This window comes from Candidatus Borkfalkia ceftriaxoniphila (assembly GCF_004134775.1).
GTDB lineage: Bacteria > Bacillota > Clostridia > Christensenellales > Borkfalkiaceae > Borkfalkia > Borkfalkia ceftriaxoniphila.
Window position 1 is genome coordinate 597,359 of record NZ_SDOZ01000002.1, and the last position, 24,894, is coordinate 622,252.

Below are 24,894 nucleotides of genomic sequence, written 5' to 3' on the forward strand. Positions count from 1 at the left end.
AATCAAAACGGAGTCAGTTATGAGCGAGAAAAAACCTTATTATATTACGACCGCGATCGCGTACACCTCCTCCAAGCCGCACATCGGCAACACGTACGAGATCGTGCTGACCGACTGCCTCGCGCGCTTCAAACGCAAAGAGGGATACGACGTGCGCTTTCAGACGGGCACGGACGAGCACGGACAGAAGATCGAGGACAAGGCGAAAGAGCAGAACGTCACGCCCAAACAATTCGTGGACAAAGTGGCGGGGCAGATCCGCGAGATCTGGGACCTGATGAACGTTTCCTACGACCGCTTTATCCGCACCACAGACGTCGACCATGAAACGCAGGTGCAGAAGATCTTTAAAAAACTGTACGATCAGGGCGATATTTATAAGAGCGAATACGAAGGGCTGTACTGCACGCCCTGCGAATCCTTCTGGACGCCCTCGCAACTCGTAGACGGCAAGTGCCCCGACTGCGGGCGCGAAGTCAAGCCCGCCAAGGAAGAGGCGTATTTCTTCAAAATGAGCAAGTACGCGCCCAAACTCATCGAATATATCGAGAGCCACCCCGATTTCATTCAGCCCGCTTCGCGCAAGAACGAAATGATGAACAACTTTTTAAAGCCCGGCTTGCAGGATCTGTGCGTTTCGCGCTCCACTTTCCGCTGGGGCATTCCCGTTTCCTTCGACAGCCGCCACGTCGTGTACGTTTGGCTGGACGCGCTGACCAACTATATCACGGGACTCGGTTACGACGCCGACGGCAACAGCGGCGAACTGTTCGAAAAATACTGGCCCGCCGACGCGCATATCATCGGCAAGGATATCATCCGCTTTCACACCATCTACTGGCCCATCTTTCTGATGGCGCTCGATCTTCCCCTTCCCAAACACGTTTTCGGGCACCCGTGGCTTTTGATGGACGGATTGAAGATGAGCAAATCCCGCGGCAACGTCATTTACGCCGACGAACTCGTAAAGGTGTTCGGCGTGGACGCGGTGCGCTATTTCGTACTCAATGATATGCCCTACGACAACGACGGCAATATCACCTGGGAACTCGTCAACGAGCGCGTGAATTCCGACCTCGCCAACAATCTGGGCAATCTCGTCAGCCGCACGGCGGCAATGAGCGGCAAATATTTCGGCGGCGTATTGCACGACGCGGGCGAAAGCGAGCCTTTGGACGAGCAACTGAAAAGCGCGGCGGTTTCCCTCTACAAAAAAGTCGCCGCGAAAATGGACGAATTCAAGGTTTCCGACGCGCTGGACGAAATCTTTTCTCTCCTGCGCCGCTGCAACAAATACATCGACGAAACGGCTCCTTGGGTTTTGGCAAAGGACGAGAGCAAACAGGCGCGCCTTGCCACCGTTTTATATAATCTTTCCGAATGTATCGTCATCGCCGCCTCGCTGCTCTCGCCCTTCTTGCCTGAAACCGCGGAAAAGATCGCCAAAATATTCGGCTGTTCCCTGCGCAATTTCGACAGGCTCGATACGTTCGGGCTTTTGCCCGACGGCACGAAAGTGATCGCGGACGCGGAAAAACTGTTCATGCGCCGGGATTATAAGGACGTGGAGGCGAAATACGCGGCGATGCACCCCGAAACCGAGCAAAAGAGCGCGCCCGAACAAAAGAAAAAGAACGAACCCGCATACCCCGCGGAAATTTCCATCGACGATTTCGCCAAAGTAAAAATGCAGATCGCGGAGGTGATCGCCTGCGAAAAGGTGGAAAAATCCGACAAACTGTTAAAATCTACCGTAAAGATCGGCGCGGAAACGCGCACGGTGGTGAGCGGCATCGCGAAATTCTATACCCCCGAAGAGATGATAGGCAAGAAAGTGGTGATGATCACCAACTTGAAGCCCGCAAAACTGCGCGGCATCGTCAGCGAGGGCATGATCCTCTGCGCCGAAAACGAGCGGGGAGAACTGCGGCTTCTCGCTCCCGAAAAGGATATCGAGGACGGCAGCGGCATTTTTTAAGGAAAAACTATGTATATCGACACGCACGCCCATCTCAATTACGAAAACAAATACGGCGACGAGCGCGCGCTGATGGAAAACATCCGCGACGCGGGCGTGGACGAAGTGATCGCAGTAGGCTGGGATCTCGCGTCGTCGCGCCTCGCAAAGGCTGTTGCGACTCGATACGAGGGCGTATATTTCGCCGCGGGCATTCATCCCTCGGATACCGCGAAAGCGGCGGAGAGCGACTATGACGGCGTCGAGGCGCTACTTTCGGACGAAAAGGCGGTCGCCGTGGGCGAGATCGGGCTGGATTACCATTACGACGGCACGGACGAGGCGGCGCAAAAGGCCGCGTTCGTGCGGCAGATGGAGATCGCGCACGCGCACGGGCTGCCCTTTGTCATTCACAGCCGCGACGCGGCGGAAGACACCCTTTCCCTCTTGAAACAAAACCGCGGCAAACTTTTATACGGCGCGGTCATGCACTGCTTTTCGGGCAGCGCGGAAACGGCGAAAGAACTGTTGAAACTGGGGCTGTATATTTCCTTTGCGGGGCCCGTCACCTTCAAAAACGCGAAGAAACTGGCGGAAACGGCGAAAATCGTGCCTTCCGACAGGATCTTGGCGGAAACAGACTGCCCCTATCTCGCGCCCGAACCTTACCGCGGCACGCTGAACACGCCCGCGAACGTTGCGCTCGTGACGAAAAAACTGGCGGAACTGCGCGGCGAAAGCGTAGAAAAGACCGCGGCGGACATCAAACGGAACGCGCACGCGCTCTTTTATAAAATGAACCGAGGCTGAAACATGAACACCTACACTTACGAACTGGACGGCAATCTGTACGTCAATCTGACCAACAAATGCACCAACGACTGCGCGTTTTGCGTGCGGAACGAAAAGGCGAGTTATTACGGATACAAACTCTGGCTGGATAAAGAGCCGACCGCCGAAGAGGTCATAGCGCAGATCCCCGACGTGAAAAAATACCGCGAGATCGTCTTTTGCGGTTTCGGGGAACCGACCATACGCCTTGCCGAACTTCTGCGCGTGGCGGATTACGTCAAGGGCCGCGGCGGCGTGACGCGACTGAACACCAACGGACAGGGAAATCTCATTCATAAATGCGATATTACCGCGCAACTTGCTGGGAAAGTGGATAAGATCAACGTGAGCCTCAACGAAGCGGACGAGGATTCGTACGAAACGCTGTGCAAACCCGCTTTCGGGAAAGCCGCGTTCGGCGCCTTGCAGGACTTTGCGCGCGGGTGCAAAAAGAACGGCATCGACGTATGGTTTTCCGTCGTGGACTGCATCGGCGAAGAAAAGATCGCCAAGTGCCGAATGATCGCCGAATCCTGCGGCGTTCCTCTCCGCGTGCGGGAAATGATCACGGACAGTTAAAAAAACATATGACGAAAAGCCGAAAAATGTCTTTTCGGCTTTTCTTTATCATTGGTGCGGGGAGATACGTCCCCGTTCGGCAAAACTCTTATTTTCCGAAAATTCATAGCGTCTCGGACAAAAAGTCTTACCGCTCGTTTCGGATTTATGGAGTTTACAGTACCAGTATGCGGCGCGAACCGCCCCGCTATGCGCAAAATCGGGAGGGAATCCTTGGAAAATCTCGCAACAATCCTACGCAAACACGGTTTTTCCTTTAAAAAGCAGTTCGGACAGAATTTCATTTCCGACACGAATCTTTTGGAAAACATCGTCGCCCTCGCAGGCATCGGCAAAACGGATACGGTCGTGGAAATAGGCTGCGGCGCGGGCACCCTGACGCGCGCGCTCGCCGCGGCAGCCGGAAAAGTCATCGGGTTCGAGATCGACGAAAAGTTAAAGCCCGTGCTCGCGGAAACGCTTGCGGATCGCGACAATACAGAGATCCGCTTTGCGGATTTCATGCGCGCGGACCTAAAGTCTTTCGAAAAGGAAACGGGTCCCTATTCGGTGGTGGCGAATCTGCCCTACTACATCACCTCCCCCCTCGTGATGCGCTTTGTCGAGGAGGCGGAAAAAGTGCAAAAACTGGTCGTCATGGTGCAGGACGACGTGGCGCGGCGCTTTTGCGCGCGCGAGGATACTCCCGATTACGGCGCGATCACGGCGGCGATCGCCCTGCGCGCGGACGCCGAGATCGTCAAATACGTGCCGCGGAAAATGTTTTATCCCGTGCCCAACGTGGACAGCGCCGTCGTAAAACTCACGTTTCGCGAAAACCGCATTCCCGTAAAGGATCGGAAAATGTACCGCGACGCGGTGCGCTGCGCCTTTCTTTCGCGGCGCAAGACGCTGGAAAACAATCTGATCTCCTATTTTTCCCTTTCCCGCGAAAAGGCGAAAGAAATCCTGCGGCGCGCGGACGTGCCCGAGATGGCGCGCGGCGAAACGCTCTCGCCCGTAAGACTTGCCAATTTAGCCGACGCCCTATCGGATTACGGCGTACAGAAAAAATAAATTTTCGGCCGCGGAAATTTTCCGCGGTTTTTTCATATTCAAAAAGTTGACCGTTCGGTCTGTTTTTGATATAATCGACCGCGTAGTCAACTTTTAAAGGAGCGAAGAAATGCAGCAAAAAGAAAAGAACGAATTGAGCCGCGAAAAAATTCTTTCGGCGGCGATCGCGGAATTCGGGAAAAAGGGGTACGACGGCGGCAGCGTCAACGACATGTGCGCGGAAAATAAGATCAGCAAAGGGCTGATCTACCATTATTTCGGCAGCAAAGAGGCGCTGTTCTGCGCGTGTCTTAGGCGCTGTTTCGGGAAAATGGAAGCGTGCCTGCGCGCGGCGCTTCCCGAAGATAAGGGCCTGAAAGCGGGATTACGCGCGTTTACCGGCGCGCGCAGGGCGTTTTTCGACGAGAACGCGCCCGAACGGGCGCTGTTTTTCCAGACGCTGCTCAACCCGCCCAAAGCGCTTTATGACAAAGTGAAAGAAGCAAAGCGCTCTCTGGACGATTTTACCGTGCAATATTTCGGCAGACTCCTCCAAAACGCACGCCTTCGGAAAGGCGTTACGGGCGAGGATGCTTTGGGGTATCTCGTTTCTTTCGAGGAGATGTTTCATCTTTCCATGCGGCAAAAAGAGGAAGAGCCTGAAAATGTTGCGGGAAAGCACGAAGAACTTTTGGAAAAGTGGCTGGAAATCCTCTTTTACGGCGTGATCGAAAAGGAGCAATAATGGAAATATTTTTATCCGTTCTGCGCGTTCTCGCCGCCATCGTTATCGCTTTCGGCGTGGGAAAACTGGTCACGCTTATAAAACTGCCCGCCATTCTCGGCTGGCTGATCGCGGGCATGGCGCTGGGGCCGTTCGCGCTGAAACTGGTCGACGCACCCATACTGGACGCCGTATGGTACGAGAGCGCGATACATATTCTCGAATGCGCCGTAGGGCTTCTGATCGGCACAGAACTTGTGTGGAAAAAAATAAAAAAGACGGGAAAGCAGACGGTCATTACCACCTTTACCCAGTCGATCGGCACGTTTTTGCTGGTGACGCTGGTATTCGATATCATCTTTTTCTTTACGGACGTGCCCCTGTATCTCGGCTTTATTTTCGGCGGGATCGCCCTCGCCACGGCGCCCGCGCCCGCAATTTCCATCGTGCGCGAATTCAAGACCGCAGGCCCCGTTACGGATACGCTCCTTCCCATGGCGGCGCTCGACGACATGATCGGCGTCGTCGTGTTCTTCACCGTCGTTTCCGTCGTGTCCTCCCGCCTGTCCGCGGCGGCGGTGCCCGTGTACGCGGTCGTGCTCTCCGTCGTACTCCCGCTCGTCATCGGCGTGCTTTTCGGCCTTTTGGCGGGGCTTTTATTCAAATCCGCCAAAAAACGCGCGGGACTGATGCTCGTGCTCATAAGTACCCTGCTCCTTTCGGCGGGCGCGGGGTTCGCCGCCGACTATCTTCTGATGCCCGCCCCCATGCTCAATTATATGCTCATCGGCATGGCGTTTTCCGCCGTGTTCTCCAATATGGTTTCCGAAGAAAAACTGCACGAGATCACCGCGGGATTTTCGCCCGTTCTGGCATTTTCCATGATCGCGGTCATTCTGAATCTGGGCATGCCGCTGGATTTCCGTCTGATCCTCGGCGCGGGCGTGTTTACCGCCGTATATATCCTCGCGCGCGCGGCGGGGAAATACCTCGGCGCGTTTGCGGGCGCCGCCATGACGCGCTCGCCCAAGACCGTGCGCAATTTCCTGGGACTGACGCTCTTGCCGCATTCGGGCGTTTCGCTCGTGTTTACGGGCATCGCCGCCTCCATGCTCGCGGTCCCCGCGCCCGAGTGCGCGGCGCTCATTCAGGGCACCATCGCGGCGGCCGCCATCATCAACGAGATCATCGCCGTGATCGTCGCAAAAAAAGCCTTTCAATGGGCGGGCGAACTCAATAAAAAGACAACGTAAAAAGACGCGGATATTTCCGCGTCTTTCTCATTTCCGGACAATGCGCCGTTTTCCCGAAACCGCATCGAGAACGATGCGTATGATGACCGTATGCGCGAGCGCGCGCGGTTCGAAACTTTCGTTTTCGAAAACGCGGTCGGTGTAGTGCGACAAAAGCACGCGCAGCGCGTGCAGACGCGAGGGCTCGTCCGTCACGATCTCCGCCCTGCCGCTGCCGCAGACGCTCTCGTAATCGGCGGTATAACTGCACGGCGAATCCGCCCCGTACACGCCGAATTGCCGAAAGGCGCAAATACTTGCGCGCGGATCTTTTTTCAGAAGTTCCAGTTTTTTTCCGCCGTCGGCGCAGTGCAGGTACAAGACGATTTTCCCGTCTTTTCGTTCGGCGCCGAAATTTACGGGCACGACGTAAGGCGCGTCTTCGCCGCAAAGGGCAAGGCTCAGCGCGTCGCAGCGGAGGAGCGTTTCGAACACGTCGTCCGCGCCCGCGATCGCCCGTTCCGCCCTACGCACGGACAGACTGTTTGGAACGGTAATCTTCGATCGCCGCCTTGATCGCCTGTTCCGCCAGCACCGAGCAGTGTATCTTTTGCGGCGGCAGCCCGCCCAGCGTTTCAATGACTTTTTTGTTGGTGACGGAAAGCGCCTCTTCCACCGTCATGCCCTTGATCATTTCCGTCGCGGTCGATGAGGTTGCGATCGCCGCCGCGCAGCCGAACGTGCGGAATTTCGCGTCGGTAATGACGCCGTTTTCCACTTTGATGGAAACCTCCATGATGTCGCCGCACGCCTCGCTGCCGATCATGCCCTTGCCGTCGGCGTTTTCGATCTCGCCCACGTTTTTGGGGTTTTGAAAGGCGTTCATGACTTTATCCGTATATTGCATAATGTTATTCTCCTTTTTCGAACACTTCGTTTTTCATATCTTTGGGAAACAGCGGCGAAAGATTTCTGAGTTTCACCACGATCTCTTTAAGTTTGTCCACCGTGTAATCCACGTCTTCCGCGGTATTCTCCCTGCCGAAGGAAAAGCGGAGAGAGCCGTGCGCCAGCCCCTCGCTCATTCCCGTTGCGAGCAACACGTGCGAGGGCTCCAACGAACCCGAGGAGCACGCCGAACCGCTCGAAACCGCAATGCCCGCCAGATCGAGGCTGAACAGAAGCGATTCCCCTTCCACATAGCGGAAAGAAAAATTGGCGTTGGAAGGCAGCCTGTTTTTCGGATGCCCGTTGAGTTTGACGAAAGGTATTTCCTTCTGGACGCGGGCGATAAAGCGATCGCGCAAAGAAGAGATATACGCGGCGTTTTCATCCAGTTTTGCGACGGCGAGGCGCAGCGCCTCCGCCATGCCGACGACGCCGGGCACGTTGGTCGTGCCGCCGCGCATGCCGCGCTCCTGATGCCCGCCCGTCAGTATCTTGCCCGTTTTCACGCCCGAACGGATATACAGCGCGCCGACGCCCTTGGGGCCGTAAAATTTGTGCCCCGAAATGCTCATCATGTCGACGCGCGGCGCGTTCACGTCGAGCGGGATCGCCCCCGCCGCCTGCACCGCGTCGGTAAAAAACAGGATTTTATGTTTTTGCGCGATCTCGGAGATCTCTGCGAGCGGCTGCAACGTACCGATCTCGTTGTTTGCCGCCATCACGCCGATAAAAACCGTTTCGGGGCGTATACTTTCTTCCAGTTTCGCTACGTCCACCGTACCGAATTCGTCCACGGGAGCGAGCGTCACCTCGAATCCTTCCTTTTCCAGTTCTCTGGCGGTGGTAAGCATGGCGGGGTGCTCGACGGCGCTGACGATCAGATGATTCCCGCGCGCGCGGTTTGCGTGCGCCGCCCCGCGGATCGCCCAGTTGTCAGCCTCGGTACCGCCCGAAGTGAAATATATTTCGTTGGGTTTCGCGCCGATGAGCGAAGCGATGGTGTCCCGCGCCTCGTCCACGCCTCTGACCGCCTCGCGGCCGAAGGAATGCTGGGAATTCGCGTTGCCGAATATGTCCGAAAAATACGGCGCCATTTTCGAAAGGACCGCGGCGTCCAGTCCCGTCGTCGCCGCGTGATCTAAGTAGATACGTTTCATATGTTCAGTCTTCCTTTTCTTTTTTCATATGCGCGCATTTACAAACGCCTCCGCCCTCGAAATCTTCGACGAGCGAACCGAGCGTGATGGAATCGAGCACGCCGTTGATGCCCTCGTACAGCCGTTTCCAGACCGAACCCGAGGCGCATTTGTCGCACGACGCGTTGATACAGTCCACGATGTCGAGATCGTCCTCCAGAACGCGCACGATATCGCCCACGGTGATCTTTGCGGGATTCCGCGCGAGACGGTATCCTCCGCTCACGCCGCGCTCCGCAGCCACGATCCGCGCGCCCGAAAGCATGCGGAGAATGCGTTCGAGATATTTGCCCGATACGCCGATCTCCTTTTCCAGAGCGCTCGCGCTGAAACTGCGTTTTTCGTAATTCAGCGCTAATATATAACAGGCTTTCAGCCCGTATTGCGATTTTGAAGACAATTTCATCGGTTTTTCCCTAAAAAAATAAATTGCAACCGTTTTGGTTGCAATTATTATATACCATAAATATGCGCAATGTCAATGAAAAAATACGGCTGAAATAAAATTATTTTCGCCAATCGGAAAAGACGCAGCCGCAATAATTCTGGCGGTACAGAGAATACGTTTCGGCAAGTTCTACCGAACGCAGATAGCCGTTTTCTTTTTTAAAATCCGAATGCAGAAAGGGCACGCCGCAACGCGCGGCGTATTCGTCGCCCAGTTCGTTGATCCATTCGGCGTTTTTGTGGGGCGATACCGAGAGCGTGGTGCAGAAATAATCGAATTTTTCTTCTTTTGCGCGCCTTGCGGTGTAGCCGAGGCGCAAGGCGTAACACGCGCGGCAGCGCGCGCCGCCCTCTCGCTCCTTTTCCAACCCGCACGCCGCGGCGAAAAAGTCGGCGGGTTCGTACTCCGCGGTCAGAATGTCCGCCCAACCCGTTTCGCGCAAAAGCCGTTCCTGCTCGCTTTTGCGCTTTTCGTATTCGGCCGCATCGGTGATATTCGGATTATAAAAGAGCACGCTGACCTTGAAAACGTCTTTGAGCGTTTCCAGACAGCGCGTCGAGCACGGGCCGCAACAACTGTGCAGCAAGAGCCGCGCGCCCGTTCCCGCGCGCGACATCTCCTCTTTCATCATTTTGTTATAGTCGATTTTGTTCATGTCAATCCTCGAAATCGAACGCTTCGAGTTTGCTGACGAGTTCGGGACGCACGTCGCCGTGGCGGACGAAGAACATTGTCACGCCCGCAAGCACGATGAATACGAGCGCATACGGAAACAGGAGCATCATTCCCTCGGCCTTGTCGTTGAATATCCCGCCGCCGAAATCCATCAAAAGTCCCGAAATAAAGGGCGTGAAGGACTGCGCAATCATGGACGCGGTATAATAATACCCCGTGTATTTGCCCACGTTGCCCGCGCGGCTCATTTCCACCGCCATGGGATAGGAATTGACGCTGATCGTCGCCCAACCGATGCCGCAGAGAGCGAAGAAGAAACACAAAATATAAAAATCGCCGTTGGCGAAATAATTGCCGCCCGAAAAATCCATATGGAAACCGAAAAACGTGGTGCCGAATCCCGTCGCGCCCAGAAAGGCGATCAGCATAAAGCCGAGCCCCACGTAAATGGTCTTTTTGCGGCCGATCTTATTGGCGAGGATCCCGACGGGCACGTAGGCAATGATCGCCGCGGCGCTCGCCACCATCATGGGAATGGAAAAACCGCCGCCCTCGATCTTCCAGACCACTTCGGCATACACCGAAAAGGAGGAAGTGACGGCGTTATATCCCATAAACCAGAACACCACCGAAAGGAGAAGAAAAATCATGCTCTTTCTCTCGGCTTTGGTGAGTTTGCGGCCGACCGTATTCATTTCTCCGCGGTTGTCGTCCTCCAGTCCCAGTTTGATCTCGTCTTCTTCGCGGCGCTCAACGAGTTTCTTTTCACGCACGAACACGATAAACAAAACGAGCGCGAGCATCATGATGACGGCGGCGGCGATAAACGAATATATGTACGAAGAAACGCTTTCCTTGACGAGAACGCTCATCAGCCCGAGCGCGATGATCCCGCCGACCGCGCCCATCAGATTGATGATGGCGTTCGCTTTGCTGCGCAAGGGTTTGACGGTGATGTCGGGCATCAGCGACACGGCGGGCGAGCGGTAGGTGCTCATAAATACGAGATTGAATCCGAGGCAGACGATAAACGGAACGAGCATGGCAAAATCCGCGCAGACGCCCACCGCCACGATGGTAGCCGCGGAAAGGACGGTGCCGCAGACGATATACGGCGTGCGCCTGCCCCAGCGCGTCTTGGTCTTATCGGACAGATGCCCGAAGAGCGGCAGCATAAAGAGCGCCACGACGTTATCCGCCGCCATGACGAGGCCGCGTTCGGTGTTGTTGAAATTGAAAATGTTTTCGAGCACTTTCGGGATCATGCTGTCGTACACCTGCCAGAACAGGGTGATGGAAAAGAACGCAAAGCCGACGAGAACGGTCGATTTGTAATTGAGTTTCATAAACTCCCCTTTTCTTAGTATTGATTTCATTATACCAGTAAAAGGCGCGCTTTTCAATGGATTTTACAAATAAATACGCAATTAAAATTTTTTTCCGAAACCACATAAAAACGCTTGATTTCGCCCACGATATTTGATAAAATATTTCGGTAATAAGGACGCGCTCCTATTATATTGGGGTATAGCCAAGCGGTAAGGCAATGGACTCTGACTCCATCATTCGTTGGTTCAAATCCAGCTACCCCAGCCAAAAAACACGGTTTCGGCCGTGTTTTTTTAATACATACTTAAAACCCCGATGAAATTTTCATCGGGGTTTATTTGTTATGATTTCGCCTTGCCCAACGATTCGCGGAACAGCGCGCGGCACGACATGGTGACGGAAGTAGATTCCCCTCCCGCGACCGCATTCCGTATTTCGAGCATCATTCGGCGGCCGATCTCGTTGCGGGGCACGTCGATGGTCGCGATCTGCGGGTAGACGAGTTCGGAAATTGCGATCCCGTCACAGCCGATCACCGAAATATCGTCGGGAACGTGCAGACCGGCCCGTGAAAATTCGCTCATCATACCCAGCGCACACATATCGTTTATGGCAAAATAGGCGGACGCCTCACAATGATGCGCCAACGCAAAACGCGCCGTATTCACGCCGTTCTGCTCCGAGGACGTCTTGGGAAAATCCCCGTAGATCAACTGATACGGATGCTTTTCGAATCCCAATTCTTCATACGCGCACATATATGTATTGACGCGCTCATCCTGCCGGGCCACCTCTTCGGGAAAACCCACGGCATAGGAGAGTTTGCGGTGACCGTATTCTTTTGCTTTTAGCATCAATTCTTTCAGCGCGGGACGCGCGTCGAAATTGACCTGAGAACTGACGAGCGGATCGAAACAGACCAGATGCGCGCCTTGTTTCATTAAAGCCGTCTGCAATTCCTGCGTGTAGGGAATATTGGAAAGATTGATCACGCCCGCAAAGCGACGCCCCATCAAGTCCTTATATTTATGCCAGATATCCCCTTTGATGAAAAAGATGCTCACATTGTAGCCGTGCACCGCGGCTTCTTCTTCGATCCCCTGTAAAACGTCGATAAAATACGGGTTGTTGATTTCGCTGATGATGACGCCGACCTGCATACTGTTATTCATTTTCAGGCCCTTGGCGATGAGATTGGGATGGTAATTGAGTTCCTTTGCAGCCTTTTTGACCCGTTCGACGATTTCAGGACGGGCTTCCTTGGAATGATTGAGTACATTGGATACGGTCGTGACCGAAACGCCGGCGTGTTCCGCAACGTCCTTTCTCGTACACATTCTTCCGCCCATAGCGTATCCTCCTGTTTTCATTACATTTTGATCCCCGCGGACATATCGCCGCCGATCGAATATTTCAAGCCGACCATCGTGGTTATGACCAGAGGCGCGCCTGCCATCAGATAGAGCGCATACTCCACGCCGAGTTGCCCCGACGCTTCCACCGCGCGCCCCACCAACTGTTTCAAAACGGGCATCAGCGGACTGATTTCCTGTGTTTCTATAAGCAGCAACCCCCAGATATAATCGTTATAACTCGCACTGAAAATATTGATGGAATGCAACCCGATGATGGGCAGCGCTAACGGAAAAGCGATCTGAAAACACATACGGAATTCGCTTGCGCCGTCGATGCGGCCGCTCTCGAACAGTTCCTGCGGCTGCTGCTCCAAAAATGTGCGGAACAGTAAGATCGTGCCAACCTGGTGCCCCGATACCGCGGGCAAAATGAGCCCCAGCCAGTTATTTTTCAGCCCCAGATTGATGATGGTAAGATAGGTCGGCGTCATTGTGAGCACCATGGGAACCATCATCAGCGACATCAAAAGAGCAAACAATACGTTGGTTCCGGGAAATTTTATGCGGGCAAACACATACGAGGTCGCAACTGCGAGCACCACCGCGGCAAACGTGATGATCAGGGATATCACGATAGAGTTGAGCATGTTCGGCAGCGCCTGAAAAAACGCCGAACTGTAGTTGGAAAACATGGGCGTTTTGGGAAAAGTCCAGAATTCATCGCCATGGAATTCCTGCGTGGTCTTCAAAGAAAACACGAAAGTCATAAACAGCGGCAAAAGCGCCATGATGACCATCAGGAATATATACAGCACGATCAGGCTCTGCACTATTATACTATCCGAACCCTTTCTTTTACAAGCCTTTTTAAAAGATTGCGCTAAAGTCATATTTTTCGCCCCCGTCAATAGATCGATTCCGTCTTGATACGCATATTGGCAAGCGTGACGATAAATATGAGCACGAACAGCAATAAACTCATAGCCGCGGCGACGCCGTAATCGAAATATTTGTTGATCTGATAATAAATTTCCAACGCGGGGATCATCGTTCCGTATTCACCGCCGGTGGTCAAATAACTGCGCCCGAAATCCTGGATCGAGGCGATAAAGGTCGTTACGAAAATATATTTGAGTTGCGGCGTCAAAAGCGGTACGTCTATCACGAACATACGCCGCACTTTATTGCAGCCGTCCAGTTTCGCCGCTTCGATCAGTGAATCGGGGATACCCCGCAAGGCGCTGAACAGCAGAATATAGGAACCTAAAAACGGGAATCCGTAAAAAATCAACGCGTTCCGCGCAGTTTCCTCGTTTCCCAGCCAGTTAAAATCAAACTGAGAAAAGCCCAGGCTCTGCAAAAACATATTGATCAGTCCGTTGGAACCGTAAATGCCGCTCGTCCATATGTAAATGAGCGCCACGCCGGGCAAAATCCCGGGCAGAACGGTGAGCACCCGCGCAACGTAACCGAGTTTTTGCATGCGCAGGATAAACATGAATTCCGCCAGGATAAAGCAAGGGATCAGCGCCTTTATCAGGTCCGTCACCAAAAATACGAGCATATTGCCCGCGCTCGCGAAAAACGCGGCGTTGCGGAACACGGACAGAAAATTTTCGAAAAACACGAATTCGGTCTTTACGCCCGGCACGTATTTGGTAAAAGCCAGGATAAAGCCCCATACGACGGGAAAGAACCCGAATATCGCCAGCAAACCGAAGGGGATACACAAATAGAGATAGGTCTTTTTGTACGTCCACAGCGCTTTGCCCAAACGGCGGAAAAAATTCTCGGTCTTATAGCGGGTCGCGGGAAACGCGAGCAGCACCGCGATCAGTTCCGCCACGACACCCGCCGCCGAAAGCGCGCCGAATACGGGAAGCAAAATTTTAAAGGTATGGTTGGCGACGATACGGCTGAAATCGTAGGCGGAAATATTGTCCGATTTGTCGATCAGAAACACGCCCTGTTCCGCGACCATGATCTTGGAGACTTGAATGCCCGTATCGACCTTGTAAACGCGGTTTCCGTCGAAATAGGAAATATCGTTGCGGTTGGACAGCGCGACGATCCGTCCGCCGTCCGACGATACGGAAACGAACCGCTCTCCGCCGCCGACACGGGATAAAACCTTTCCCGCTCCGTCGTATTCCACGAATTTTCCGTCCTTGGTAACGGCGAGATAATTTTCGCCCGAGGCGATCATATAGATCAATTCTTCGTTCGTAACGGTAAAGATCTCTTCGGGGGAAGCGGACACGTTTTCGGTATCGAAACGATAAGGCGTCGCGTCGACGCCGAGCGCGAAAACCATGCCCGAATCCGTCATTTCTATATTGGAAAATTCCGGCAGATCGTTCGCGCTCTTTTTTGCGCTGCCTAAATCGGTCGAGTTCCCGCTGCGCGAAAATACGACCATTTGGTTTTTCGTCTTCAGTTTGGTATAGATCACGGCGTGTTCCGCATCGGCGGCAATGGCGACAGGCTCGTAGGAAAGGCCGACTTTTCCGAGAAAAGCACCCTCTTCGTCCAAGACAAAAAACTCTTTCGTTTCCGCCGTCACACACAATAATTCGCCGCCGTCCGCCACGATGTCGCGCAGGGCGCCCTCCGATTCCAGGCGGTATTCCCACAGCGTTTCATCTTCGTAGGTTTTACAGATGACGCGGCCGTCGCGGGTACCGACGATCTGTTTATCCGCCGTCGTTTCGATCACCGTCGGCGTGAAGCCGTGCGCTGTCAACGTCATGGCCGAACGGTCGTTCAAGTTGACGGCGGATACAATTGTCATAATCAGCATAATAACGACGGCAACCGATACCGCCGTTACTATGCCGAACCGTTTGGTCCGAATTTTCATTCTTTCGTTTAATCCTCTTTTTTACGCAATGTCAAAGTAATAGCAACCGCGGCTAACAATACTATGCCTCCGGAAATTGCCGAACTTACGGCAATGCTCGAGCCGCAGCCCTTCTTCTCATCTTCGCCGGGTTTTTCTTCATTTCCGGGTTCATCGCCGCCGGGATTGCCTCCGTTTCCGGAGAGTTTGAGTTCCACTGCTGCGGAAAGTTCGCTGTCACCGAACGTGGTGCCGTTGCCCTCCGCTTTCACCTGAATGCTGTGCGTTTCCCCGTCGGAGAAATAATCGGTAAAGTCGAATTCCGTAGCGCTCACGATCTCCGCCGCTTCGCCGTCCACGTACACGATGTACTGCTTTGCGCCTTCCACGGCGTTCCAAACCACTTTATTTCCTTCGACTTTCAGAACGGGGGCATCCAGCGCGTCGAGGAAATACTCTTTCGCCCATGCGGGGATATCCTTTCTCTCTTCGTTAAAGGCGCCGAAAGCGATCAGCGAACCGGTCGTATCGGAAACGTGTTCTTCGCTCGCACGGGTATCGAAAGCGATCTCGATCGTCGCGTTGTCAAAGCGGGTCAAATTGCCGACGTCGCTGAGCATAAGTCCGTTTTCGCGGCTCTCTTTATGATTGAACATGGTCAATACTGTATCGTCCAGAAGTTTGATCGACCAAACCTGCTCTTTATCCAGTTTTACGCTTCCCTTCGGGGTATCGTTCGCAACAGGCTGACCGCCGTCGGGCATGAACACCTGCTGGAACAGTTCTACCGTTACCAGGCTGCCCGTGGAAACGAGGTCGCCCGTATTGTACGCGCGGATATGCGTTTCGATGCGCACGCCCGCCTGTTTGACATAGATTACGAATTCAACGAAATCCGAAGGCGTAAGCGCGGAGTAGTCGAAAATATCGCCGAATTTTACGGAAACCGTAAAGCCCTCGGACAGATCGACGTTTTCCTGTTTCGTGAGGAGCGTATACCCTTTCATGGAAACGCTGCCGTCTTCGTTCAGCACGGGAGCCTGCTCCAGCGCCTTGGAAACAGTCCAATCACCTAAGGAAAGTTCTGCCGTCACGTACACGACGGCGGTGCCGCCGTCCGTGGCGATCTCGATAATATTGACGAAACTGCCGCCCGTCAAATGATCGGTGCCCTCTCCGACCGCCATCGTTTTTACGACGGATCCGGGGATCGTTACCGTACCCTTGCCGCTGTCGTCGACCGCAAATACCGCTTCGCTTTCCGAAAGTTCGCGCCCGTTCAAAAGCACGTAACGATCGGCGCCGTCTTTAAGATCGACCTTCACGACGATATCTTCCGCCGCGTTCAGATCCACGCTTATTTCGTCTTCCTGCCCTTCGCCGAGAACGGGAGCCTGCTGCGCGATCGCTTCTACCGTTATGATGACGCTCGCCGACCCGTTTTCGGTGACGACGGTCAGTTCATACTCGCCCGCGTGCAGCCGATTGAGCATTTCGGCGGAAAGGGTGACGATATCGCCTTCCAGAACGTCTGTCAGCGTTTCGCCGTTCAGATGTATGCTGCGCACGGCGTCTTCGCCGACCAACTCCACCTTGACGGTAATATCTTCGAACTGTCCGATTTTTGCTTTCAGCGCGGTCTGCGGAGTCAGACTGACCGCCGAGCGTACGTTCACGCGCAGAACGAGCGTCGTGCCCACGTTCGTCGTGATCTTGAAGGTTTGCACACCGTTGTTCAAGGTTTCCAAAAGCGTGGATTTCAGGGTCAGCGTCCCTTCCGACAGGGTGTAATCGGCGGAAGCGAGCGCGCGCCCCGAGGCGTCCTCGATTTTGGCGAATTCTACGTTTGCGGGATAGCGGACGGTAAAGGTAACGTCATTTCCCGAATCTTTCACGTAAACTTCCTCCGCACTGTCTGTCGTAGGCATCTGCGCGAAATTGCTGAGTTTGTATTCGCCCTTTATTTTATATGTCGCAGACGCTTCGTCCGCCATCACGGTGATCTGTACGCGGGTAAGATCCCCGAGAACGGGCGCGAGGTCGGCCGCCGTATAATTGACGATGGTCGAGCCGTTGACCTTATAGCAATAGCCGCCGTTTCCGTTATCTCCGAAATAAATCTTACGGGTCAGCCAGCCGTTCTCCACCGTATCCTTGTTTGCATATGCCGTAGGAGCCGGCTGCGCGTTGATACCCTGCGCCTGCGCGTGCTCGCGGGTTCCGTTATCGAACAGTCCGAGCGTGGCGCCGCCGGAGAAATAAAAGCCTTCGTAATTGCGGTTCGCCACCGATTTTACAGTGGTCAATTGATTCATGCCGAAACCGCGCACGCTGATAAACGTATTTTTATCGGGTTTAAAGCCTTCGGGAATAGACATCGTAAATTCGATGTTTTCTTTCGTCAGATCGAAACTGCGGCCGTAGATAAATCTCGTTCTCGACATGCCGTTCGTTCCCTTGATCTCGGAATAATGCACGCCGTTTTCGATCACTTCCGACGCAGCCTTATCCGTGGCGAACCAGCCGCCCTTGACGGCATCGTACTCTTCCGCCATCGACTCGATGCCAATCTCGAATTCCGCCTGCTGATTGGTACGGCTGAAAGCGTATAAGTGCATGGCGGAGGTATCCATCGCAAATCCCTCGTAGCATTCCTCGAGCGCTTTGACATACTCCGCGGCCGAAGCGGGATTTTTATCGAAAATCGTGCCGCCGAACGGGTTGACCATGGAGCCGTTGAGCCAGAACATGGGCATGCCGTCCAGTTCCGCGCCGCTCAAAGAGAGCGTCGCGCCGTCCGTCCATGCGGAGGCAGCATCGAAATCGGAGTTCGCCGTGGTGTTATCGTAATACAGACTGTTCGTCGTGTAACTCAACGTTCCGTCTGCCGCGATCTTGAAATTGTTTACGTAATAAGTGAACAGGGCAAAATTGCCGTCCGCTTTCTTGCTGAAAATGAACACGTACGCCTTTTGCGCCGTTTCGCTGCCGGGCTGCGCGCTGAGAGCAAAGCCTATGCTGTTTTCATCTCCCTTGATCCAGTTTTCGCCCGTTGTACCGCTGAATTTGTTGACTTTGAACTGAAGATCGAAGCCGTTCGCCAAATCGAGGGTGTTCTGATACTCCGCGACAAATACGTTCCCCTCGCCCGAAGAGATGGTATTCCCGCTGATCGTAGTCGTTCCGTTCTTTGCCGTCCAGACCGCTTCGCCGCGCACAGCGGTAAAACCGATCAGGCACACTGCGCTCACGATCAGCAACAACGCCGCAACGACCAAAGCGCACAGTTTTTTTGTTTTAGTCATAAAATCCTCCTTATTATAATGTTCAATCCACGATCACGCGGACGGGTATCTGCGTACCGTTCCAATCCGCCGTGATCGTCGTTTCGCCCTTCGCTTTTGCCGTAACAAGTCCGTTTTCGCCGACAGAAATCACAGAAGTATCGTAATTTCCGTAGGTCACGCCCTGCTCGCGGAAATAGATCTCGTATTGAAACTGAAAACGATAGCGCACATATAACTTCAACTGGGAAGTATCGCCGATATGCAGACGAATTTCGGATCTCATCGCCCGTACGGAAGTTACGGAAATCTCGTCTTCGTCGGCAAACGCCTCCATGCCCGAAAGTCCGATCGCCGTCGTTTCGGTCGCTCCCGCGCCCACGATGCGTACGCCGTTCGCCGAAATCGTTTCGTCGAACACGATGGTCACGGGCACGATCGCCGTGGACGTGGAAGGCTCGGACAGAAAATGATAAGACCATTTCTCCGTATCCGTCCATTCGCCGCCCGCGGAGCGCACCTGCACCTTGAACGTTGCGGGATAAAAGCCCGCCTCGATCTGCGAATACAGATGAACGCCTTTGAGCGGCGCGTTCTTCCCGTCCGCCGTCTGCAACCCCATCCACTTTTCGCCGTTCGCCTGCGTGTTGTACACGGTATCCACGTCGCTGTCGGTCAAGGCATCAAGCCCCGCGGCGTTCGAGCCGATCGCCTCGGTAAAAGCGCCCTCGCCCACGTACACGATGAAATTATCGCTCAGCCTGTCGTCGCCGCCGTATTTCATGTAAACGTGCGTCATGCCCGTTTTTTTGGCTGTGACGAGCCCGCTTTCCGAAATATCGACGATCGACGTATCGTAGCCGTAAAACTCGATATTTGCGATCTCCGACGCGCTCAGAACGCGCGTTTCCATATTGTTATCCAGAAGTTTGATGCGCAGTTGATGCGCGGGTTTCCCCATACGGATACGCACGTACGGATCGGAAACGAATACCGACTGGGGCGCGCTGCCCGTAGTGGTAGCTTGCGAAGGCACTTTCTGCAGTCGGGTGATACCGCGGTCGGTTTCCACTTTTTCGCTCACTTTGAACGTGACTTTGCAGATTCTCGTAGCCCAGTTTACCACGGTGGCGTTTGAATTTTCGGCATGGGCGTAAGCGAAGTAGACGGGATCGCCTTTGCGGATATGTCCGTCGCTACGTTTGGAAAGGCCGCCGTTATGCGCGTATTTGGTAAAATTCGTGCTGGTATAAGAGACCTCTTCGTCCCACGTGATACCGTCGGCGGACTGGCGCACCGCAATGCGGCAGTTATCCATGTACCGCCTCGACACGTTGACGAAGATGAAACGGTCGTAAGCCTCTAAATAAGCGACGTCGCCGCTGTCCTCCGCCTCTCCGTCGCCCCGTTCAAAGGCGACGCCGCGGTATTCGAGTTTGGCGGGCCAGTTTTCGTCGTCCGCAGGAGCCGTAGCCACGCGAACGCTGTTATCCCCTTCCTCCCCCGCGGCATTGTTATCCCAGGTGTAGTACATGTAGATCACGCCGTCTTTCACTACAAAAGTGGGTTCACCCGCGCCGAATGCGTCCGATTTGGGGGTATCGGTCGCGGCCTCGTCGAAATAGACGACGGGTTGCGCCTCAGATGTGCTCCAGCCCTGACCGTTCCACTTTTCGTTGAAAGGACCGTAAACGTTTTTCGAACGGGCAACGAACACGTTGTTATCCCGCCCGTAAACGTTATAACACGACGTATAGCCGATATAGTAATATTCGCCGATCTTCACCGCGCCAGGATCGCACACGCTCCACGCGTCGTCGGTGCCGGGCGTGGGCGTCAGGGCGATCGTTTCATCCGACCAGGACGTGCCGCCGTTGTCACTGCTGCGGTAACGGATCCAGTCCCACTGCGTCTTAAAGCGGCCCGGAGAAGAAGTCCACATATGCAGCGTGCCTTCTTCGTCGAGGATCATGCTCGGCCCGTAGCGGTAGGAATTTTCCACCACGCGCGGATTCGGGCTGTGCACCAGTTTATCGGTATCGGGCAGGATTTTGAGCGACACGTGGTCGGTCAGTTTTTCGACGGGAGGATCCGGGGGATTATCGTCCCCCGAACCCGTATTCCCGCACCCGATCGCCGAAAACGACAGCGCGCAAACGAGAAGAGCGCAAAAGATCAATCTTGACAATCTTTTTATCATAGCGCCCTCTTACTTGGAAGGATTTTTCGAAGGCGTTGACAGACAGTCGTCGCGGTAATCCAGAAGTTCGAAATATTGTTTCTTGTACGCGTCCATTTTCTCATAGATCTGCGCGCCGAGGTCCTGCGCGGTCTTGATCTCTTTTTTGATAAAGAAATTCCAGTACAGTTCCTTGATATCGTCGTCCGCATGCGGCTCGTACATGCCGTTGTATGCTTTCAATCCCGAGGATACGAGGAAATACGGGTTATAATCGCTTTCGCCGTAATAATACATGCCGCCCGCCGCTTCGTGCAGGGCGTTCAGGGGGCCCATCAGCGACTCGGGGATCTCCACGTCCTTCACGAGCAGAGGCCCGTTGATGGAACCGTTGTTTTCCGCGATATTGTTCAGGCGGACTTCCTGTCCCTGTTTGGAAAATACGAACATCATGAAATCCATCGCAAGATCCGTCTGCGCCTTGTTTTTATTCACGACGCCGAAAAATCCGTTGGGACCGCCGAGCGAACGCGTATAATCGGCCGCGGGCGCCGCTTCGGGATCGTTCTTGTCGAACGCGGTCATCGCGGGCGCGTAAAAGATGCCTAAGACTTCCAGCACCTGATCCATCGTGTATCCCATCTGGTTGGCATAAGCGAGGAGAAAGTCGGAGGCGACCACGCACATTCCCGCGCGGTTGGTATACATATTGGTCAGCGCCGTCGCGTAGTTCTGCGACAGATCGTCGTTCAGATAATCGGGATTTCCCAAAAGCAGATTCAGATTATTGATCATATCCTGCCAGCGCGCGCCCTTGGGATTGTATTCGGTCCCTTCGTAATACGCGTTCAGCGCGCGCAGCGGGTTGGAAGTGTATGCAAATGGATTGTCGTTGTTGATCGCTCCCTGTTTCTTTTCGACGTCCGTGCCCTCGTAGTCTTCAAGCGCATAACTCAATTCCCAATCCGCGTCGACGTCGGGATCGTAGGTATAATCGCCGTCTGCGGAATGAGCGATTTCGGCAAAATCGCGGAAATATTGATCGGAATAAATGCGGATCAGCCAACTCAGCGGCATACCCATCGAGGATTTACTGCCGCCGAAAGACATCGGCACGTATGTTTCACCCTTGGAGGGGGATTCCGTCTTGGAAAGTTTGTCGCACGCCGCGATCAGTTCGTTCCAGGTCTGCGGAACTTCCGTGATCCCGGCTTTGGCGAACGCATATTTGCTGTACACGATGAATACCTGCGTGGTATCGAATGAGAGCATATACAGTTCGTCGTCGGCGCCGTAGGTGGCGTACGCCGCCTGTTCCAGCGTATCGCGCCAGATCTGATTATTCGCATACGGATTTTTTTTGGCGAGATACGGCATATAGTCTGCAAAACAGGTCTTCAGATATTGCCCTGCCTCGTTGGCAACGACGATATCCGCCGAAACGTTCTGCGCCCCTGCCGTCAGCGACTGTAAAAGTTTGGTCGTATAATCCTCGGAAGAGGTATTCGTTTCGATCTTTACGTCCACTTTTTCGTTGCCGGGCAAACTTTCGTACGCATATTCCATCGCTTCCCAGGCATATTGCGTGGATGCGTTGGCGGGAATGGATACCGTGACCGTGCCGCTCTTCTCCGCGGAAGTGTTTCCGCCCGGATTGTTATCGTCGCCGTTCCCGGAACCGCCGCCGCAGGCAGCCATGCCGAATAAAAGCATCAATGATAAGACCATCAACACGATTTTTTTCAAAACAGTCTTCATAGAAATATCTCCTTATTTATTGCACCGTCACTTTGCAGGTGATCTTCTGACCGAAAAACTCCAAAGTGACCGTCGTTTCCCCTGCTTTTTTTGCCGTCGCCATTCCGTTGCCGTCGATTGCAATGACAGAGGTATCGTAATCCGAATAGCGCACGAACTGCGGGCCGTAATATTCCTGACAAAAACCGATGTTCCAGACCGCTTCGAGCATGATCTGCGCGCGCGGTTTCTCCGACAGATCGAGCACATACTCGCTCTTCAGCGTGGAAAGTTCCGTCTTTGCCATATCGCCCGTCAAAGGTAAAAACTCGCCCAACTCAAACGCCATATCCGCGTTGCTTTTATCCACGATGCGCAAAGCGTCGCCTGTCACGGGTTCGCTGAACCGAAGCACGACGGGCGTTACCGAAGACGCTTTATTCACAACGAAGCGCAGCCCCGTCATGCCGGGAACGTCCTTCCATTCGCCGTTCGCGCGGTACTGCAGATCGAATACCGACGGGAAACCCTGCCCCTGGTATTTGGGGAAGATCGCCGCGCCCGTGATTTTTGCGCTCTTTCCTTCCACGCCGAACCATCGGTCGGAATTTCCCGCCGCAATGCTCGCCGTCGCAAAGGTCCCGCCGTTGTTGATCGCGGAAAGGTTCGAAGCCCCCGCAGAGGCGATCGCACGTGTGAAAGGATTGTCGCATACGGTAATGCGAATCAGCGCGTACGCACTCTCGTTTCCGCCATACACGGCTTTGACATACGTTATGCCCGCCTTTTTCGGCTGAATGACTCCGCCCGCCGTAACGGTGAGGATATCCTCGTTCTGTACCGTGTATTCGAGTTTATCACTGCCCGTGATCTCCTCTTCGCGGTAATCGTTATTGATCGAGAAAAGGCTGATCTTCTGCGTAGTGTCCGTCAGGTTCAGATACAGCGCGGGTTCGCGGGAATGAATAGTTTCGATCGCGCTGCCGCCGTGCGTCTTCTTTTCCGAATCGGGCTTCAGACTGTTGGAAAATCCGTCCTGCGCGTCCTCCGTGCCGGGTTTGACGGCGGTCATCGTCACCTTGTGCATGCGCGTATACCAGTTTGCCCAGACGTTCGGCCCGGTCGCATAGCCGTATGCGATATAAATGGGATCGCCCGCTTTGATATGCCCCTGCTCGTCGCCCGAAATGCCCATGTTATGGCAATACTGCGCAATGTTCTTTTTAATGACCGTGCTGTGCTCAAAGGTCAGGCCGTCCTTTGATTCGTAAAACGCGATAAAACTGTCTTTGGAAAAGCGTTTCGCCGTGTTGACGGCAATGAACATATCGTGCTCTTCCACATATTTTATATCCGAACTGTCCTCGTCCGAATAGACCTTATCGAAGGCTACGCCGTGCTCCTGCAAAGTCGCGGGCCAGTTTTCGTTGTTTGCTTCGGCAAGGGCCACGCGGGTCTGCGAGATCGTCGTTCCGTCCGCTTCGGCGTCCCACCAGTTATAGTACATATAGATCTGATTGTCCTTGACGACAAAACTCGGCTCGCCGATCCCGAATTTCGTAGGATCGCCGTCATAGACCATCGCGGGACGCGATTCGTAAACGCTCCAGCCGTTTCCCGTCCACTTTTCGATAAACGGTCCTTGCGGCGTTTTACTGCGCGCGATAAAGATCGCGTTGCTTACGCCGCCCGCCTCGTACGTGGAAGTATATCCGGCATAATAATAGTCGCCCATTTTGAAAACCCCGGGATCGCACGTGCTGACGGAATCCATTTGCCCGGGTGTCGGCTTGACCGCGACCACCTCGTCGCCCCAGGTCTTACCGCCGTCCGCAGAGTATCTGTAACGCCCCCAATCCCATTCCGCATAGGAATTGCCAGGGGACGCCGTATACATGCCGATCCCGCCGTTTTCATCTAACAAAAGGCAGGGCCCGTAACGGTAAACGCCGTTGATATTCGTCGGCGTAGGTTTGTGGATGACCCAACCCGAATCCGCGTTAAAGCGAAGCGTCACTTCTGTCTGCCCGGGTTGCGGCGGTTCCGGTTTGTTGCCGTTTCCACCGTCGTCGCCCGTACCGCCGCAGCCGGCAAACAGCAGAAGCGTTACGGATAACACAAAACAACTCAAGAATCTCTTCATGTCCACTCCTTTCATTCCGTGAAGTCCATTTTTTTACTTTGGTCTTTGACCAAAGTAAAAAAAGGGATATCCCTTTTTGAAATTATTAAGTTTCTCGAATAACTTTTGTCGTTTCAAAAGGTTTCTCGAGAAACTTTCCTGTTTTATTAAATCATAAATTAAAGCATTTGTCAATATGTTTTTTAAAAATTTTCAAAAAAAAATTCCGCGGCGAAATCTAACGTGCAGATCGGCGACTATAAAAAGAGGTCGGTTTTTTCTTAGTCCTATTCACGTTATTTCGTTTTATAGTATTCCTCGAAGATCAGCGGCAGTTATTCACTATATTAAGTGTATTATACGATGAATAATCAACGGTAATTCGGGCGAAAATTTTTCCGAATACGACACTAAAAAAAGTGTA

At 53.8% G+C, this 24,894-nt stretch carries 19 protein-coding genes and 1 tRNA gene; 7 read left to right on the top strand and 13 right to left on the bottom strand.

Features of this window, described 5'->3' with window-relative positions:
* The first annotated feature begins 19 nt into the window (after window positions 1-19).
* From metG to ESZ91_RS03000, 6 genes are all read left to right on the top strand, one after another.
* Window positions 20-1,978 (top strand): methionine--tRNA ligase, encoded by a 1,959-nt coding sequence (gene metG / locus ESZ91_RS02975; RefSeq protein WP_129223990.1) that lies wholly within the window; start codon window positions 20-22, stop codon window positions 1,976-1,978.
* A 9-nt stretch (window positions 1,979-1,987) separates the two neighbouring features.
* Complete coding sequence (locus ESZ91_RS02980; protein WP_129223992.1) at window positions 1,988-2,767, top strand: TatD family hydrolase; 780 nt, start codon at window positions 1,988-1,990, stop codon at window positions 2,765-2,767.
* 3 nt (window positions 2,768-2,770) lie between these two features.
* Window positions 2,771-3,367: a TatD family nuclease-associated radical SAM protein gene (locus tag ESZ91_RS02985; protein WP_129223994.1), complete on the top strand. Its 597-nt coding sequence runs from the start codon at window positions 2,771-2,773 to the stop codon at window positions 3,365-3,367.
* A 213-nt stretch (window positions 3,368-3,580) separates the two neighbouring features.
* Window positions 3,581-4,423: a 16S rRNA (adenine(1518)-N(6)/adenine(1519)-N(6))-dimethyltransferase RsmA gene (rsmA, locus tag ESZ91_RS02990; protein WP_161971021.1), complete on the top strand. Its 843-nt coding sequence runs from the start codon at window positions 3,581-3,583 to the stop codon at window positions 4,421-4,423.
* Window positions 4,424-4,532: 109 nt separating this feature from the next.
* The gene (locus ESZ91_RS02995) at window positions 4,533-5,147 is read left to right on the top strand and encodes a TetR/AcrR family transcriptional regulator (protein WP_129223998.1); all 615 of its coding nucleotides are present in this window, start codon (window positions 4,533-4,535) and stop codon (window positions 5,145-5,147) included.
* Between the two features lie 5 nt (window positions 5,148-5,152).
* Window positions 5,153-6,379 carry a cation:proton antiporter gene (locus tag ESZ91_RS03000; RefSeq protein ID WP_129226231.1) on the top strand — a complete coding sequence of 409 codons (1,227 nt, stop codon included), beginning with the start codon at window positions 5,153-5,155 and terminating at the stop codon, window positions 6,377-6,379.
* Between the two features lie 27 nt (window positions 6,380-6,406).
* Here the strand turns inward: ESZ91_RS03000 and ESZ91_RS03005 are convergent, their stop codons facing one another.
* The 6 genes from ESZ91_RS03005 to ESZ91_RS03030 all read right to left on the bottom strand — a co-directional run bounded on the left by ESZ91_RS03005 (window position 6,407) and on the right by ESZ91_RS03030 (window position 10,971).
* The gene (locus tag ESZ91_RS03005) at window positions 6,407-6,892 is read right to left on the bottom strand and encodes a pyridoxamine 5'-phosphate oxidase family protein (protein WP_161971022.1); all 486 of its coding nucleotides are present in this window, start codon (window positions 6,890-6,892) and stop codon (window positions 6,407-6,409) included.
* A complete protein-coding gene (gene nifU, locus ESZ91_RS03010) occupies window positions 6,885-7,265 on the bottom strand; it encodes a Fe-S cluster assembly scaffold protein NifU (RefSeq protein ID WP_129224002.1) in 381 nt (126 codons plus the stop codon). Before nifU ends, ESZ91_RS03005 begins: the two co-directional genes overlap by 8 nt.
* Before the next feature lie 4 nt (window positions 7,266-7,269).
* Entirely contained in the window at window positions 7,270-8,463 is a 1,194-nt protein-coding gene (locus tag ESZ91_RS03015; RefSeq protein ID WP_129224004.1) for a cysteine desulfurase family protein, read from the bottom strand.
* A 4-nt stretch (window positions 8,464-8,467) separates the two neighbouring features.
* Window positions 8,468-8,908, bottom strand: a complete 441-nt coding sequence (locus ESZ91_RS03020; RefSeq protein ID WP_129224007.1) for an RrF2 family transcriptional regulator — start codon at window positions 8,906-8,908, stop codon at window positions 8,468-8,470.
* Between the two features lie 100 nt (window positions 8,909-9,008).
* Complete coding sequence (locus tag ESZ91_RS03025) at window positions 9,009-9,605, bottom strand: epoxyqueuosine reductase QueH (protein WP_129224009.1); 597 nt, start codon at window positions 9,603-9,605, stop codon at window positions 9,009-9,011.
* A gap of 1 nt (window position 9,606) precedes the next feature.
* Window positions 9,607-10,971 (bottom strand): MFS transporter, encoded by a 1,365-nt coding sequence (locus ESZ91_RS03030; RefSeq protein ID WP_129224011.1) that lies wholly within the window; start codon window positions 10,969-10,971, stop codon window positions 9,607-9,609.
* A 175-nt stretch (window positions 10,972-11,146) separates the two neighbouring features.
* On the opposite strand from ESZ91_RS03030, the gene ESZ91_RS03035 reads away from it, so the two are divergent.
* A tRNA-Gln gene (locus tag ESZ91_RS03035) sits at window positions 11,147-11,221 on the top strand.
* Between the two features lie 74 nt (window positions 11,222-11,295).
* Here the strand turns inward: ESZ91_RS03035 and ESZ91_RS03040 are convergent.
* From ESZ91_RS03040 to ESZ91_RS03070, 7 genes are read right to left on the bottom strand one after another with little or no spacing between them, the layout of a single operon-like run.
* Window positions 11,296-12,303, bottom strand: a complete 1,008-nt coding sequence (locus tag ESZ91_RS03040) for a LacI family DNA-binding transcriptional regulator (RefSeq protein ID WP_161971023.1) — start codon at window positions 12,301-12,303, stop codon at window positions 11,296-11,298.
* A 20-nt stretch (window positions 12,304-12,323) separates the two neighbouring features.
* The gene (locus tag ESZ91_RS03045; RefSeq protein WP_129224015.1) at window positions 12,324-13,199 is read right to left on the bottom strand and encodes a carbohydrate ABC transporter permease; all 876 of its coding nucleotides are present in this window, start codon (window positions 13,197-13,199) and stop codon (window positions 12,324-12,326) included.
* 14 nt (window positions 13,200-13,213) lie between these two features.
* Window positions 13,214-15,169, bottom strand: coding sequence for an ABC transporter permease subunit (locus ESZ91_RS03050; RefSeq protein WP_129224017.1), 1,956 nt, complete (start codon window positions 15,167-15,169; stop codon window positions 13,214-13,216).
* Window positions 15,170-15,177: 8 nt separating this feature from the next.
* Window positions 15,178-18,453 carry a X2-like carbohydrate binding domain-containing protein gene (locus ESZ91_RS03055; RefSeq protein ID WP_129224019.1) on the bottom strand — a complete coding sequence of 1,092 codons (3,276 nt, stop codon included), beginning with the start codon at window positions 18,451-18,453 and terminating at the stop codon, window positions 15,178-15,180.
* 22 nt (window positions 18,454-18,475) lie between these two features.
* Window positions 18,476-20,632 carry a hypothetical protein gene (locus tag ESZ91_RS03060; RefSeq protein WP_129224021.1) on the bottom strand — a complete coding sequence of 719 codons (2,157 nt, stop codon included), beginning with the start codon at window positions 20,630-20,632 and terminating at the stop codon, window positions 18,476-18,478.
* Window positions 20,633-20,641: 9 nt separating this feature from the next.
* Complete coding sequence (locus tag ESZ91_RS03065; RefSeq protein WP_129224023.1) at window positions 20,642-22,369, bottom strand: ABC transporter substrate-binding protein; 1,728 nt, start codon at window positions 22,367-22,369, stop codon at window positions 20,642-20,644.
* A 16-nt stretch (window positions 22,370-22,385) separates the two neighbouring features.
* Window positions 22,386-24,491, bottom strand: a complete 2,106-nt coding sequence (locus ESZ91_RS03070; RefSeq protein ID WP_129224026.1) for a glycoside hydrolase family protein — start codon at window positions 24,489-24,491, stop codon at window positions 22,386-22,388.
* Window positions 24,492-24,894: the final 403 nt, after the last annotated feature.

Excerpts from the sequence above, each read along its gene's own strand:
- ESZ91_RS02980 (WP_129223992.1), top strand. The coding sequence starts at position 1,988 with ATGTATATCGACACGCACGCCCATCTCAATTACGAAAACAAATACGGC.
- nifU (WP_129224002.1), bottom strand. The coding sequence starts at position 7,265 with ATGCAATATACGGATAAAGTCATGAACGCCTTTCAAAACCCCAAAAAC.
- ESZ91_RS03070 (WP_129224026.1), bottom strand. The coding sequence starts at position 24,491 with ATGAAGAGATTCTTGAGTTGTTTTGTGTTATCCGTAACGCTTCTGCTG.
- metG (WP_129223990.1), top strand. The coding sequence starts at position 20 with ATGAGCGAGAAAAAACCTTATTATATTACGACCGCGATCGCGTACACC.
- ESZ91_RS02985 (WP_129223994.1), top strand. The coding sequence starts at position 2,771 with ATGAACACCTACACTTACGAACTGGACGGCAATCTGTACGTCAATCTG.
- ESZ91_RS03045 (WP_129224015.1), bottom strand. The coding sequence starts at position 13,199 with ATGACTTTAGCGCAATCTTTTAAAAAGGCTTGTAAAAGAAAGGGTTCG.
- ESZ91_RS03025 (WP_129224009.1), bottom strand. The coding sequence starts at position 9,605 with ATGAACAAAATCGACTATAACAAAATGATGAAAGAGGAGATGTCGCGC.
- ESZ91_RS03050 (WP_129224017.1), bottom strand. The coding sequence starts at position 15,169 with ATGAAAATTCGGACCAAACGGTTCGGCATAGTAACGGCGGTATCGGTT.
- ESZ91_RS03065 (WP_129224023.1), bottom strand. The coding sequence starts at position 22,369 with ATGAAGACTGTTTTGAAAAAAATCGTGTTGATGGTCTTATCATTGATG.
- ESZ91_RS03060 (WP_129224021.1), bottom strand. The coding sequence starts at position 20,632 with ATGATAAAAAGATTGTCAAGATTGATCTTTTGCGCTCTTCTCGTTTGC.
- ESZ91_RS03030 (WP_129224011.1), bottom strand. The coding sequence starts at position 10,971 with ATGAAACTCAATTACAAATCGACCGTTCTCGTCGGCTTTGCGTTCTTT.
- ESZ91_RS03040 (WP_161971023.1), bottom strand. The coding sequence starts at position 12,303 with ATGGGCGGAAGAATGTGTACGAGAAAGGACGTTGCGGAACACGCCGGC.
- ESZ91_RS03055 (WP_129224019.1), bottom strand. The coding sequence starts at position 18,453 with ATGACTAAAACAAAAAAACTGTGCGCTTTGGTCGTTGCGGCGTTGTTG.
- ESZ91_RS02995 (WP_129223998.1), top strand. The coding sequence starts at position 4,533 with ATGCAGCAAAAAGAAAAGAACGAATTGAGCCGCGAAAAAATTCTTTCG.
- ESZ91_RS03020 (WP_129224007.1), bottom strand. The coding sequence starts at position 8,908 with ATGAAATTGTCTTCAAAATCGCAATACGGGCTGAAAGCCTGTTATATA.
- ESZ91_RS03015 (WP_129224004.1), bottom strand. The coding sequence starts at position 8,463 with ATGAAACGTATCTACTTAGATCACGCGGCGACGACGGGACTGGACGCC.